We start from the raw sequence: 12,832 nt of genomic DNA, 5'->3' as shown, positions 1-12,832 counted from the left end.
GTGCCCGCTCTCGCCGGTCACCGTTCGGTGATGTGCTGGTCTCGCCCGGCCTGATAGACGCGGGCGTGCCCGGAGGCGGTGGCGCGCTGCGCGACACCGGGATCCGCAGCCGGTGACGGAGCCATCTCGTCCAGCAGTCGGCGCAGTTCGGCAGCCACCTCGGGTTGCGCGACGAGCAACCGCCGCAACCTGCCCTGCCATTCGGCGCGCAGCTCGCTCAGCACCTCTTGGTCGTCGGCCGCCAGGGCTGTCAGTACGTCCGCCCGGCCCACGTCCAGCTCCGCGGCGACCGCGTCGGCCCGGTGCGCCTGCACACGCCGCCACAACTGGACGAACCCCTCGCGGGCCGCCTGCCAGGCATCGGTGGTCATCAAGGTGACCAGTGCGGCCCCACCGCTTTGAGCGAGTGAGGTGATCTCCGGATCCATGGCTCTCCCCCCGAACCAGGCGGCTCGGCCAACAACCCTACGGAGGGAGCACACCGGCGTCGACGGCAGCGCGCACCAGATGGCCTGTTCCTTTCGAAGCCCGTGCGAAATCCAATCACGGTGACCAGCCACGCTGCTAGCGTCGCTTTGTTCGACTGCGAACAGAAGGAGGCTGCTGTGGCGAGGTCATGGGAAGCGGATCCGGAGACCACGTTTCTACGGCGGATCGGCAAATCTCCCCAGGAACTGGGAGTCACCTCCGACACACCCGACTGCCCCGACATGTGGGAGCTGAGCAACGGCGACGGCGACGTCATCGGACGGGACTTGTCGGACGCCCTCGGCGCGAGGCTGCCCGCCGGAGTCTCGATCGGTCCCGACGAGCGGCTTGTGGTGATCCCCAGGAGCATGCTCGTCGCGGCGAAGCCGGACATCCCCCATGTTTGATTCGTTCTCCCAGGGAATCTCGACGCGGCTCGACCGCCCGCATTACCACGAGGAGTACTACCGCACCCTCAAGAGCGGAATCGGGCACCTCAACAAACTGGAACGCGGCCAGAATTTCAAAGAACGCGGCTTCGCGAGCTGGGAGGCATTCGCGGCCGGACGGTGGGACGAGGCGCTTTCACTCATCGAGGACAAGCGCGACGCCTACACCGGGCAGGTCGAGGAAGTGGCACGCCTCGGGGTGCTGCAACGCCGCCTGCGCGTGGTGGAATTCCCCGTGACGCCCTATGTGCAGTGGGAATTGCACGTGCTGCGCCTCCGGGTCGAGGTGGGGGACCGGATCCGCCTGATCGACGCCAGAACGATCACAGACATCGAGCGGCAGCACCCGGCCCCCGAGGTGGTCATCCTCGGACACACGGCGATGTTCGAGGTGCGGTACGACGACGACGGAAACGCGGCGGGTGCCAACCACTACACAGACCGGGATCTGATCGCGGAGACCTCGGCGGGTTTCAACGAGCTGTACGCACAGGCCGAGGACTACACCAGCTTCTTCGCCCGCGAAATCGCCCCACTCCCACCGCCGACCACCACTCCCTGACCACCCCCGCGCCACCGCGCTGCGCCGGCGTCTCGTCCAGCGGTACGCATGAGCGACCGGCCCCGCGGGCGCTTGCGCGTTCCGGAGGGCCGGTCGGTGGGTGGGGCGGTCGTGGCCGGGGTTATTCCGTCGCGATCGCGTTCAGCACGTTCATCCGGCCCGCGCGGAACGCCGGGATCAGGGCTGCGAACAGGCCTACGAAGGCTGAGGCCACGAAGACTCCCAGGATCGTGGGCCAGGGGATCTCCAGGACTCCCAGGCCCTCCAGGGCCAGGAGTTTCTGGGCCGAGGTGCCCCAGCCCATGCCCAGGCCGAGGCCCAGGAGGGCGCCGAAGAGGGCGATGACCACTGATTCCAGGCGGATCATGCGGCGCAGTTGGCGGCGGGAGAGGCCGATGGCGCGCAGGAGGCCGATCTCCCTGGTCCGTTCGACCACCGACAGGGCCAGGGTGTTGATCACGCCCAGGACAGCGACGACGATCGCGAGGGCCAGCAGGCCGTAGACGATGTTCAGGAGCTGGCCGATCTGGTCCTTCAGGTCCTGCTTGAAGTCCGTCTGGTCCTGCACCTTGTACTGCGGGTAGGCGGCGATCGAGGACTTCAGCTCCTGGTACGCCTCCTTCTCCTTGCCGTCCTGCGCCGCCGCGAACATGATCGTGTTCTTCGGCATCTTGTCGGCGGGCACGTAACTCCGGGCGGTCGTGATGTTCAGGTACTTCACGCCCTTGTCGACGCTCGTGTCGTCCGACGTGATCGCCGCGACCTTCAGCTTGGCCGTCTTGCCGGCCTTGAAGGCGACGGTCAGTTCGTCGCCGACCTTCACACCGTGCCGCTTCGCGTAGTCGTCGCCGACCGACATCGCGTTCTTGCCGTACGCGCCGGACAGGGTGCCCGCCGTGGTCTCGCGGCGCAGGTCCTTCATGTACGACGGGTCGGCCGCGACCACCTCGTCGCTGTCCGTCCTGCCGTCCGGGGACGTCAGCTTGGCGTCGAGGATCTTGTAGTCGGTGACGCGGGCGATGTCCGGGGACTTCTTCAGCGCCGCCTCCGCCTGCGGCACGATCTGCTGGCCGGTGCTCGACTGGACGATGAAGTCCGCGCCGACCGTCTTGTCGAGTTCGTCGGTCGCCGAGGCGACCATCGAGGAGCCGACCACCGACAGGCAGGCCACCAGGGCCAGTCCGATCATCAGGGCCGCGCCCGTCGCTCCCGTACGGCGCGGGTTGCGCAGCGCGTTGCGCTCCGCCATCCGGCCGACCGGGCCGAACATCCGCAGCACGACCGTGCTCAGCGCCCTGACGACGACGCCCGCGAGGAGCGGGCCGATCACCACGAACCCGATGAGCGTGCAGACCACGCCCAGGCCGAGGTACGAGGAGCCCTCGCCGGCCTTGTCGGCCTGCGTGGACACGTAGAGGGCGAAACCGCCGGCCGCCGTCAGGACCAGGCCGATCGCGGCCCTGATCCGGCCCGAGCGGACGTCCGCCGGCATGCCGGCGTCGGTCAGCGCCGCCATCGGCGAGATCTTGCCGGCCCGCCGCGCCGGGATGTACGCCGCGAGGACGGTGACGATGACACCGAGCGCGATCCCGACGGCGGGAGTCGTCCACTTGACGGTCAGATCCCCGGTGGACAGCTCCATACCGACGGCCGACATGAGCTTCATCAGCCCGACCGCCAGACCGACGCCCGCCGCGACCCCCGCGAGGGATCCGACGATCCCCAGCAGGACCGCCTCCACCAGCACCGACCGGTTGACCTGCTTGCGGCTGGAGCCGAGCGCCCGCATCAGCCCGATCTCCCGGGTGCGCTGGGCGACCAGCATCGAGAACGTGTTGACGATGAGGAAGATGCCGACGAGCAGGGCGATCCCGGCGAAGCCGAGCATCGCGTACTTCATCACGTCGAGGAACGACCCGATGTCGTCGCGGTTCGCGTCCGCCGCCTCCTGCTGCGTCTGGAACTTGTACGCGCCGGGCAGCGCGGCCGCCACGTCCTGCTTCAGCACCGCGTCGCTGACACCCTCGTCGGCCGTCACGTTGAGCTGGGTGAACCGGCCCGTGGCGCCCAGCAGTTCACGCTGGGACGTGGCCGTGTCGAAGTAGACGACGGTCGCACCCGGGTTGGTCACCTTGAAAGTGGCGATACCGGCGATCCGCGCCGTGAGGTCACCCGTGACGGTGATGGTGCGCAGCTCGTCACCGAGCTTCAGGTGGTGCTTGTCCGCGGTGTCCGCGTCGACCATCACCTCCGTCGGACCGCGCGGCGCGTGGCCCGAGGTGATGTCCATCGAACGCAGGTCGTTACGCGTCCAGTTGCCGGCGATCGTCGGGGCGCCGCTGGTCGACCCCATGTTCTTGTTCTTCGCGTCGACGACCGTCACGCTCATGCTGGACACGGCGCCCTCGACGGACTTCACCCCGTCCGCCTTCGCGACCTGCTGGAGCGTCGAGGCCGGCAGCGACTCCGGCTTGCCGTTGTCCGGGATGTCGGACGCGCCGGCCGCCGACTTGGGGCTGACCGTAACATCGGCCGACGTCTGCGCGAAGAGCTTGTCGAACGTCGTGTTCATGGTGTCGGTGAAGACGAGCGTGCCGCTGACAAAAGCCACCGACAGCAGGACCGCCACGGCGGACAGCGCCATTCTTCCCTTGTGCGCGAGGAAGTTGCGCATGGATGTCTTGAGGATCGTCACGACGTACGCCCCCGGCCGTCGAAGTCCTTCATCCGGTCCAGCACCGCGTCGGCCGTCGGCCGCAGCATCTCGTCGACGATCCGGCCGTCCGCGAGATACAGCACCCGGTCCGCGTACGAGGCGGCCACCGGGTCGTGCGTCACCATCACGATCGTCTGTCCCAGCTCGTCGACGGAGCGGCGCAGGAAGCCCAGCACCTCGGCGCCGGCCCGCGAGTCCAGGTTCCCCGTCGGCTCGTCACCGAAGATGATCTCCGGCCGCGCCGCCAGCGCCCTGGCCACAGCGACCCGCTGCTGCTGGCCGCCCGACAACTGCGTCGGCCGGTGCTTGAGCCGCTCGGCGAGCCCCACCGTCTCCACCACCCGGCGCAGCCACGCGGCATCCGGCTTGCGCCCCGCGATGTCCATCGGCAGCGTGATGTTCTCCAGCGCGTTGAGCGTCGGCAGCAGGTTGAACGCCTGGAAGATGAACCCGATCCGGTCCCTGCGCAGTTGCGTCAGGTGCTTGTCCTTCAGCTTCGTGATCTCCGTCTCGTCCAGGAAGATCTCCCCCGACGTGACGGTGTCCAGCCCGGCCAGGCAGTGCATCAGCGTCGACTTGCCCGAGCCCGAAGGGCCCATGATCGCCGTGAACTGCCCCCGCGCTATGTCCACATCGACATGGTCGAGCGCGACCACTCTCGTCTCCCCCGCCCCGTACGCCTTGACGACCTGCCGCGCTCGCGCCGCGACTGCCGTACGCCCTCCAGTGCCCCCGTGCCTGGGAATGCTCACAGCCGTTGTCACGGTGAATCTCCAATGTCGATCGGTTCGTTGCTTCAGTCTGTTGGTCAGGGGCACCCCGGCGCATTGGTGCTCAGCGCACACTTCACCTGGGGTTTTCCCCACCCCCCGACTACCGGCGGGCCCCCGTTCCGGTCCCCGCCGGCGCCGTAAGAACAAGGTAAGGACCCCGGGGTGGGCACCACCTCATCCACCGGGACGAACGGCCCATGGAGTGGAGTAAGGACAAGCCCCTAGGGGGCTGCACCCGCGAGGTGCGCCCTTGGGTGGAGAACGCGGCGGATGAGAAGGTGACCGCGGAACTACCTGTACGGGGAAGGGATGCCGTGAGCGGCACCGAAGCGATATCCGGGACGGCGACCGCCACCGCCGCACCCACCGGACGCGGCCCGGTCGTCGCCGCGCTGATGCTGGCCATGGCGCTCGCCGCGCTCGACGGCACGATCGTCGCCACCGCCGTGCCCCAGATCGTCGGGGACCTCGGCGGGCTCTCGATCTTCTCGTGGCTGTTCTCCGGCTATCTGCTCGCCGTCACCGTCACGCTGCCGGTGTACGGCAAGCTCTCCGACACCTTCGGCCGCAAGCCGGTCCTGATCGCCGGCATCGCCCTCTTCCTCGTCGGCTCGGTGCTCTGCGCGACCGCCTGGAGCATGGCCGCGCTCATCGCGTTCCGCGTCGTGCAGGGGCTCGGCGGCGGCGCCATCCAGGGCACGGTGCAGACCGTCGCCGCCGACCTGTACCCGCTGAAGGAGCGCCCGAAGATCCAGGCCAAGCTGTCCACGGTCTGGGCCACGTCGTCCGTCGCGGGGCCCGCCATCGGCGGCCTGTTCGCCGGATACCTGGACTGGCGCTGGATCTTCCTGATCAACCTGCCCGTCGGCGCGGCGGCGCTCTGGCTCATCGTCCGGCACCTGCGGGAGCCCGGCCGTACGGAAGCCGGTCGTACGAATGCCGGTCGTACCGGAGCCTCCGCCACGGGCGGCGCGGGGGCCGGGCGGGCGCGGAAGACCCGTATCGACTGGGCCGGCGCCCTCGCCGTCTTCGCCACCGGCGCCCTGCTGCTCACCGCGCTCGTCCAGGGCGGTGTCGCCTGGCCCTGGCTCTCCGCGCCCTCGCTCGGCCTGTTCGCCGCGACCGCCGCCCTCGCCTGCGCCACCGTCGCCATCGAACGGCGCGCCGCAGAACCGATCATCCCCGGCTGGGTGTGGCGGCGGCGCAACATCGCCGCGGTGAACCTGGCGCTCGGCGCCCTCGGCCTGCTGATGGTCGCCCCGACCGTGTTCGTGCCGACCTACGCCCAGTCCGTCCTCGGCCTCGGCCCGATCGCCGCCGGCTTCGTCCTGTCCGCGATGACCCTGAGCTGGCCGGTCAGCGCCGCCCTGTCCAACCGCGTCTACAACCGCATCGGCTTCCGCCTCACCGGTGTCGTCGGGATCAGCCTCGCCCTGGTCTTCCTGCTCGCCTTCCCCTTCCTGCCCTTCCCCGGACAGGCCTGGCAGCCGGCCCTCGTCATGCTGCTGCTCGGCGGCGCGCTCGGACTCTTCCAACTGCCGCTGATCATCGGCGTGCAGTCGAGCGTCGGCTGGTCCGAGCGCGGCACGGCCACCGCCTCGATCCTCTTCTGCCGGCAGATCGGCCAGAGCGTCGGCGCGGCGCTGTTCGGCGCCGTCGCCAACAGCGTGCTGGCCGCGCGCCTCGCCGACGCGCCGACCGACGGGCTCCCCACCGACGTGGACGCGATATCGCGCGCCCTCGACGACCCTGCGGCGCTCACCACCCAGGCGGCGGACTACCTACGGCACGCCGTGGCGGACGCCGTCGACCACGTCTTCTTCGGCGCGGCGGCAGCGGCGGCCGTCGCCCTGCTGGTCCTGCTGTTCGTCGCGCCCCGGCGCTTCCCGATCATCCAGGACGACACCGACACCGACGGCTGAAGTCAGCACAGCGAGGGGCGCTCAGTCCTCCGACGACGACACCGGCGCGCGCCCCGACAGCGCCGCCAGGCTGTTGCGTACGTGCCGCATGTGCGCCCGCAGCTCCTCGCCGTACTCCGCCTGCTCCCGCGCCACCCGCTCCGCGTCCCTGATCTCCCGGTCGGCGGCGGCCCTCGCCTGCGCCAGCAGCTCCGCGGCCCGGTCCTGGGTGTCCTCCTGACGATGCCGCGCCTGCTCCCCCGCCTCGGCGAACGTCCGCTGCGCCTCGTCGAGGCCCGCCTTCGCGCGCGCCACCTGGCGCGCGTGCCGCGCATCCAGGGCCGCCTCGCGCTCCGCGACATCGCGCTCCTGCGCCGCCAGCCGCTCCGCGTGGCCCTTCTCCAGCCCCTCCAGCACGTCCTGGGTACGCTGCCGCGTCTCCTTCAGCACCGCCAGCGCCTCGGTGCGCCGCGCCTTCACCTCGCGCCGCGCCCCGATCCGCTCGTCGTCGGCCGCCTTGCGCGCCGCCGCCAGCAGCTCCTCCGCGTACGCGTCGGCCTCGGCCCGCAGCGCCTCCGCCCACTCCCGCGCCGACTCGCCCGACGCACGCGCGGCGGCCCCGGCGGCGTCCCGTACCGCCTGCGCCTCCTCGGCAGCCGCCACCCGCACGTCCTGCGCCTCGTCGGCGGCGAGCGCCACGATCTCCCTGGCCCGGTCGGTCAGCGACTCGTACGTCTGCGGCTCGATGGCCGAAACCCGCTCCCGCAGCTCCTCGGCCTCGGCCTCCAGCCGCTTGACGAGAACAGTGAGGCGCGCGGCGCGCTCCCATGCCTCGTCGCGGTCCCTGGACAGTTCGTCCAGGGACCGGTCGACCTGCTCGGGGCGGTAGCCGCGCCCCCGGACGGGCACGAAGCCATGAGACGACAGGGGTGGCGGACTCATCCTTGAAACCCTCCTCCGACATGGGGCGCCCCGACGCGGGGCGCACAACGCGATCCGGCGCACATCCTGCTGGATCAAAGTGAAATACGCATAATGCGACACTCCGCCCATCTGCTTCGTTCAAGGATGCGGCATACGGTCCGCGTGCCGGAACGGCCGGTGGGAGGCCGGTCAAGAACGTCCAAAAACGACCGGCGCCCCCACCGCGAAACGCGGTGAAGGCCCCGGCCGGGACACATCTCAGGGTCGGATCAGAGCAAGCCGTCCCACATCTGTTCGAGCAGCACCGACCACCAGCTCTCCGGCGACGCCAGCGCCGCCGGGTCCAGCGCGGCCAACTGCGCCTGGAAATCGACGGTCCAGCGGCCCGCCTGCTCCGGATTCAGCCCGAACCGCAGCCGCCACATCCGCCCCAGCAGCGCCAGCGACCGGGTGAACTCGGGCAGCCCGGTGTTCACGAACTGCGGCGGCGACGACTGACCGCCGGGACCCGCCTCCACCGGTACGGCCATGATGTGCGCCGTGCCGTACTGCACACACAGCGCACGGCCGAAGTCGCTGCCCATCACCAGGTACGACCCGGCGTCGGGCGCCGCCTGCACCTGCCGCTGCGCCGCCAGCTCCGCCAGCGTCGGCACCACCGGCTGAGCCGGCTGCGCCCAGAAGAACGGCCCGAAGTCGGCCGGCAGCCCCGCCCACACCATCGTCAGCGCCACCGCCTCCGGCACACCCTGCCGCGACACCGCACGCTGGTCGTAGCGGCAGATGCCCTGCGGACCGAAGGCCGCCATCAGCTCCTGCGCGACGCCCTCCGGCGGAATCGGCGGCACAGGCGGTACGGGCGGCAGCGGCGCACGCACCGGCGCCGGCCGCGCCGGACCGTCGGCGACCTGGTGCAACTCGCCCTGATGGGTCAGCAGATGCTGCATGCCCTGCTGCCTGCTCGCGTGGTCCTGCCCGTACGGGGCGACGCTGGTGATCCGCACCTGCGGCCAGGTCTCCCTGATCATCCGCGCGCAGTAACCACCCGGCAGCTCGCACGACTCCAGCTCCGTGTGCAGTTCGAGCACCTGCTGCGGCGGCACGTTCATGGCCCGCAGCTCATGCAGGATCTGCCACTCCGGATGCGGGGTGCCCGGCGCCGAACGACGGATGAGCTGCGCCTCCGACCCGTCGGGGGCGCGGTAGCGCAGCACGGCCTGGTAGCCGGGGCCGACCGTCGGCAGCCCGGTGGGGCGCTGCGGATAGCCGTACGAGGGCGGCGCGCCGGGAGGTCCCGGCGGACCCGGAATGCCGGGCGGGGCCTGCGGACCCGCGGGGTTCGGACCGGCGAGCATCGTCGCGGCGTGATGCACCCCACCGGGCGGCGTGCCCGGCGGTGTCCCCGGCGCACTGGGCGGACCGGGAGGTCCGGGGGGGCCGGGAGGTCCGGGGGGTACGGGAGGTCCAGGCGGCTGCGGAGGGCCGGGCTGCGCACCGGGAGCGCCGGGCGGGCCCGGCGGCCTCGGCGGCTGACCGCCCTGGCCGGGATCGGCGAACATCGTCTCCGCGTGATGCACCCCGCCCGGCGGCATCCCGGGCGCTCCGGGCGGACCAGGCGGTCCGGGCGGTCCGGGCGGCTGCGGACCGTCCGGGCCCTGCTGCGACACGAGCTGCGTCGGCGCGTACCCACCGGCCGCCCCGGGCGCACCCGGCGCTCCGGGCGCCGGCGGCGGCCCCGGCGGCCGTGCCCCCGGCGTGCCCGGCGCACCGGGCGGCGGCGGGGTCGACGGACTCGAAGCGCTCCTGCGGCTGCCGCGCGGCGGCGCTGTCGCCTTGCTCGTCGCCGCGTCCGCTATGTCACTCGCGCTGCCGCCCACGGGACGGCCGGGCGCGGCCGGCGGTCGCGGCGCACCGGGCCCGGCAGGTCCGGGACCAACAGGCCCCGGCCCGGGGGGATTGGCACCGGCCGGATTCACCCCCGGCGGACTTGGCTCGGCGCCCGGCAGCGACTGCGGGTCGAACGACGGAGCGACCGACGTACGCGGCAGGTGGCTGCCGCCCGACATCAGCGCCGTCGGCGCCTCGGCGCCCACGGCACGCTGCGGCTCGTCGTCCTCATCCGTGCCGGACAGCGGCGGCGCGAACACCGTCGCGGGCAGCGGTACGGAACCCTCCTCCGACGCGGCGTTCGTGTCCGTACCGGCCCACGGCGTGGCGCCGATCGGCGGAGCACCGCCGGAGCTGCCGGGACCGGAACCGCCAGAACCGCCCGGACCGTCCGAAGCTCCCGCACCCGATCCAGCCGCGCCCGAAGCCGCAGCCGAAGCCGCAGCCGGTTCCGGCTGCGGCGAACCGCCGCTCTCCGAACGGCGATCCGGAATGCCCAGCTTGTCCGCCGCGTCCTGGAGCCACTCAGGCGGCGTCAGCAGGAACGACGTCTGATTCAGGTCGATACGCTGCGGCGGCGCGGGCGCGGCAGGCTCGGGCCGCGCCCCGTACTCCTCCTCGTACCGGCGGATCACCTCACCCACCGGCAGCGCGGGCCACAGCGTCGCCTCACCGCTGTCCCTGGCGATCACCAGCCGCTGCCGGCCGCCGTCGGACACCGGACCGCCCTCGCGGTCCTCCGCCCACACGACGAACCCCAGGTCGAACTCCCGCACCCGCACCTCGCGGTGCTGATAGCCGGGAACCTCGCCGTTGACCCACTCTTCCGCGCGCTCCTGCGCCTGCGCGAAGGTCACCATCGCGCTCATCCCTCCACCGGGACGGCCTGCGCGAAGCCGCCGTCCACCATCAGGTTCGCCACGGTCTCCAACTCCGGCGGATTGCCCGCCAGTCGCTGCAGAAAAACGTCGAAGTCGTCACCGCACGGCAGCAGCAGCCGGTCCACCCGCTCCTGCACGCTCCAGCCGTCCTGGTCACGGGCGTCGTCGTACGCGCAGAACCACACCGAACCGATGCGCTCACCCCTGACCTTGACCGCCAGGATGCCGCCCTGCACGAAACCGACGCCCAGATAGTCCTTGGTCATGTGGTCGCGCAGACACTTGTTCACGTACACCAGGTCGTTGACCGCCGCCTGGTCCCGCACCGTGAAGAACGGCTGGTCCACCAGCAACCCCAACTCCGGGTCCAGCGCCGCGCCCACCGGCGCGCAGCCGCCCGCCGCCTTCAGGAACGAGCGGTACGCACCCGGCAGCCGGTAGCCGAGATCCTCCTCGACCCCCAGCAACTGCCGCTCCGTGACCGACACCTCGGCCTTCGGCAGCCCGAAGTGCACCGGCCGGGTCTCCTGCAACGGCCGCGTACCGCGCTTGCCGTGGTCCACCCGCGTCGTCGCGAGACCGCCGTGATGCCGCAGCAGCGCCTTCACCTCGACCGGGACCAGCACCAGCCGCCGGGAAGCCGGCACATGGTGCCAGGTCCAGCCGTGCGGAGTGGCCACCGGCGCGATCGTGTCCCACAACTCGTGCCCGGCGGCGGCCAGCGCCGCGTTCGCCGACACATAGTCCGTGAGCCGCAACTCGTCCACGCCGAACCCCTCGGGAGGCTCGGCGATCTCGGCGGCGGCACGCGCGTAGGGCACGAAGTCCGGAAAGCCGCGGTCGTCGACCCGTACCCCGTGCGGGTGACGGGACGCCCGGACCGGATCCGGGAACTGCACGACCTGCCCGGCATAAGCCGCGTTCGGTGGCGCGGCTTGCTGCCCGAGCCGACCTGTCGTCATGGCGGTTGCCCCCTGCTGCTGCTGGCTGGTTACGCACAGCCTATGCGGTGCCGCAACACGCCACAGAGAGGCTCCTTCCCGGTGACAAGGGGTTACTTCGGGGTGACCCAGCGCCGACGCCACGCCCCGATCCGCGACTCCGCTACCCGATCCGGCGTCAAATTTGGCAGGCTGTCCCCGCGACACGGGGGCGTGACACCAGCGGCTACCCGCCGCTGGCACGGGAGGGACAAGCACGATGCACACCGCACCAACAGACGCACAGGGCGACCCACGCCTCGGCTGGAGCAGCGTCGACCCACACCTTCCGCCACAGCTCCGCCGGCGCCGCGACGGCATCCTGCCCGCCGTGGCGGCCGCGCTCTCCGTCCGCGGCGAGACCCTCACCTGCACCGCGGGCAAGGCCGACCAGCCACCCGTACTGCACGTCCTCGTACAGGACTTCCTCGACACCCTCGCCAGCGGACAGCGGGAACGATTCACCGGGCGCTGCCCCGAAGCGATCCTGCTCTCCAGACATCTCACCGCCACCGAGGAAGCCCGCTCCAAGCGCGCCCGCAAGAAACCCCTCACCCACGGCGACGCCCGCCGCTCGCTCAAACACGCCAAACTCACGGCCCGCCGCATCCGCGAGGACGGCGACCCGCTGCACGGCAGCTACGCGCCCCCCTGCCGGTCCTGCATCGCGCTGCTCGACCACTTCGGCGTACGGCCCGTCGACCCCACCCAGAACGGCTGAACATGCCCGCGCCCATCCCCACCTCCGGCCCCACCTCCATGCGCTTCCCCGCGCCCGTCGACGCCGCCCTGCGCGAAGCCGGCTGGCAGCCAGGACGCTGGGACATAAGGCAGGCCGAGGAATGGGCCGACGCCCTGCGCGCACACGTCACCCCGGCGGGCCACCTGCACACCGTCTTCCCCGCCGCGGTCGAGGCCTGGGCCGAATTCGGCGGCCTGACCATCACACCGGCAGGACCCGGCCGGCAGATAGCACCCGCCACCGTCCGCATCGACCCGCTCGCCGGGATCCACCTCGCCCGGACCCTGTCCGACCTCGGCCGGTCGCTGGACACCGAGCTGACCCCGCTCGGCGAGGAAGGCGAAGGACAGGCCGTACTCGCCATCGACGCCGTCGGCCGGGTCTACGCCATCGACCACACCGGCGACTGGTACCTCGGCCCGGACATCGACCTGGCACTGGCGACGCTGCTCACCGGCAGGGAACCGGCACGACTGACGTCGGCCTGAGCGGTACGGGCGTACGGGCGTACGGGGCGCCTCCGGAGCCTCCGAGCCACAAGCCGCGAAC

General features: G+C 71.5%; 11 protein-coding genes. 5 read left to right on the top strand and 6 right to left on the bottom strand.

Annotated elements, in window-relative coordinates; all coding sequences use genetic code 11:
* Positions 1–17: 17 nt before the first annotated feature.
* A complete protein-coding gene (locus ACZ63I_RS04805; protein ID WP_469335323.1) occupies positions 18–428 on the bottom strand; it encodes a hypothetical protein in 411 nt (136 codons plus the stop codon).
* Between the two features lie 177 nt (positions 429–605).
* On the opposite strand from ACZ63I_RS04805, the gene ACZ63I_RS04800 reads away from it, so the two are divergent.
* Positions 606–875: a hypothetical protein gene (locus tag ACZ63I_RS04800; protein ID WP_469335321.1), complete on the top strand. Its 270-nt coding sequence runs from the start codon at positions 606–608 to the stop codon at positions 873–875.
* Positions 868–1,479: a DUF6879 family protein gene (locus ACZ63I_RS04795; protein WP_469335320.1), complete on the top strand. Its 612-nt coding sequence runs from the start codon at positions 868–870 to the stop codon at positions 1,477–1,479. The genes ACZ63I_RS04800 and ACZ63I_RS04795 overlap by 8 nt, the downstream gene beginning before the upstream one ends.
* 121 nt (positions 1,480–1,600) lie before the next feature.
* Here the strand turns inward: ACZ63I_RS04795 and ACZ63I_RS04790 are convergent, their stop codons facing one another.
* Complete coding sequence (locus ACZ63I_RS04790) at positions 1,601–4,174, bottom strand: ABC transporter permease (RefSeq protein WP_469335319.1); 2,574 nt, start codon at positions 4,172–4,174, stop codon at positions 1,601–1,603.
* Positions 4,171–4,959, bottom strand: a complete 789-nt coding sequence (locus ACZ63I_RS04785) for an ABC transporter ATP-binding protein (protein WP_469335317.1) — start codon at positions 4,957–4,959, stop codon at positions 4,171–4,173. The genes ACZ63I_RS04790 and ACZ63I_RS04785 overlap by 4 nt, the downstream gene beginning before the upstream one ends.
* 404 nt (positions 4,960–5,363) lie before the next feature.
* On the opposite strand from ACZ63I_RS04785, the gene ACZ63I_RS04780 reads away from it, so the two are divergent.
* Positions 5,364–6,890: an MFS transporter gene (locus ACZ63I_RS04780; protein WP_469335564.1), complete on the top strand. Its 1,527-nt coding sequence runs from the start codon at positions 5,364–5,366 to the stop codon at positions 6,888–6,890.
* A 21-nt stretch (positions 6,891–6,911) separates the two neighbouring features.
* Here the strand turns inward: ACZ63I_RS04780 and ACZ63I_RS04775 are convergent, their stop codons facing one another.
* The 3 genes from ACZ63I_RS04775 to ACZ63I_RS04765 form a co-directional block, all read right to left on the bottom strand.
* Positions 6,912–7,811, bottom strand: coding sequence for a cellulose-binding protein (locus ACZ63I_RS04775; RefSeq protein ID WP_469335316.1), 900 nt, complete (start codon positions 7,809–7,811; stop codon positions 6,912–6,914).
* Positions 7,812–8,062: 251 nt separating this feature from the next.
* Positions 8,063–10,549, bottom strand: a complete 2,487-nt coding sequence (locus ACZ63I_RS04770; RefSeq protein ID WP_469335314.1) for an SUKH-4 family immunity protein — start codon at positions 10,547–10,549, stop codon at positions 8,063–8,065.
* Complete coding sequence (locus tag ACZ63I_RS04765; RefSeq protein WP_469335313.1) at positions 10,546–11,523, bottom strand: SMI1/KNR4 family protein; 978 nt, start codon at positions 11,521–11,523, stop codon at positions 10,546–10,548. Before ACZ63I_RS04765 ends, ACZ63I_RS04770 begins: the two co-directional genes overlap by 4 nt.
* 238 nt (positions 11,524–11,761) lie before the next feature.
* Here ACZ63I_RS04765 and ACZ63I_RS04760 point away from each other — a divergent pair, with 238 nt between their 5' ends.
* Both ACZ63I_RS04760 and ACZ63I_RS04755 read left to right on the top strand, forming a co-directional pair.
* Positions 11,762–12,262 carry a YwqJ-related putative deaminase gene (locus ACZ63I_RS04760; RefSeq protein WP_469335311.1) on the top strand — a complete coding sequence of 167 codons (501 nt, stop codon included), beginning with the start codon at positions 11,762–11,764 and terminating at the stop codon, positions 12,260–12,262.
* A 2-nt stretch (positions 12,263–12,264) separates the two neighbouring features.
* Entirely contained in the window at positions 12,265–12,771 is a 507-nt protein-coding gene (locus ACZ63I_RS04755) for an SUKH-3 domain-containing protein (RefSeq protein ID WP_469335310.1), read from the top strand.
* Positions 12,772–12,832 lie beyond the last annotated feature (61 nt).

This window comes from Streptomyces sp. NPDC087906 (assembly GCF_055584925.1).
This window is presented reverse-complemented; position numbering and strand designations above follow the sequence as displayed.

Excerpts from the sequence above, each read along its gene's own strand:
- ACZ63I_RS04805 (WP_469335323.1), bottom strand. The coding sequence starts at position 428 with ATGGATCCGGAGATCACCTCACTCGCTCAAAGCGGTGGGGCCGCACTG.
- ACZ63I_RS04795 (WP_469335320.1), top strand. The coding sequence starts at position 868 with ATGTTTGATTCGTTCTCCCAGGGAATCTCGACGCGGCTCGACCGCCCG.
- ACZ63I_RS04780 (WP_469335564.1), top strand. The coding sequence starts at position 5,364 with ATGCTGGCCATGGCGCTCGCCGCGCTCGACGGCACGATCGTCGCCACC.
- ACZ63I_RS04775 (WP_469335316.1), bottom strand. The coding sequence starts at position 7,811 with ATGAGTCCGCCACCCCTGTCGTCTCATGGCTTCGTGCCCGTCCGGGGG.
- ACZ63I_RS04770 (WP_469335314.1), bottom strand. The coding sequence starts at position 10,549 with ATGAGCGCGATGGTGACCTTCGCGCAGGCGCAGGAGCGCGCGGAAGAG.
- ACZ63I_RS04765 (WP_469335313.1), bottom strand. The coding sequence starts at position 11,523 with ATGACGACAGGTCGGCTCGGGCAGCAAGCCGCGCCACCGAACGCGGCT.
- ACZ63I_RS04760 (WP_469335311.1), top strand. The coding sequence starts at position 11,762 with ATGCACACCGCACCAACAGACGCACAGGGCGACCCACGCCTCGGCTGG.
- ACZ63I_RS04755 (WP_469335310.1), top strand. The coding sequence starts at position 12,265 with ATGCCCGCGCCCATCCCCACCTCCGGCCCCACCTCCATGCGCTTCCCC.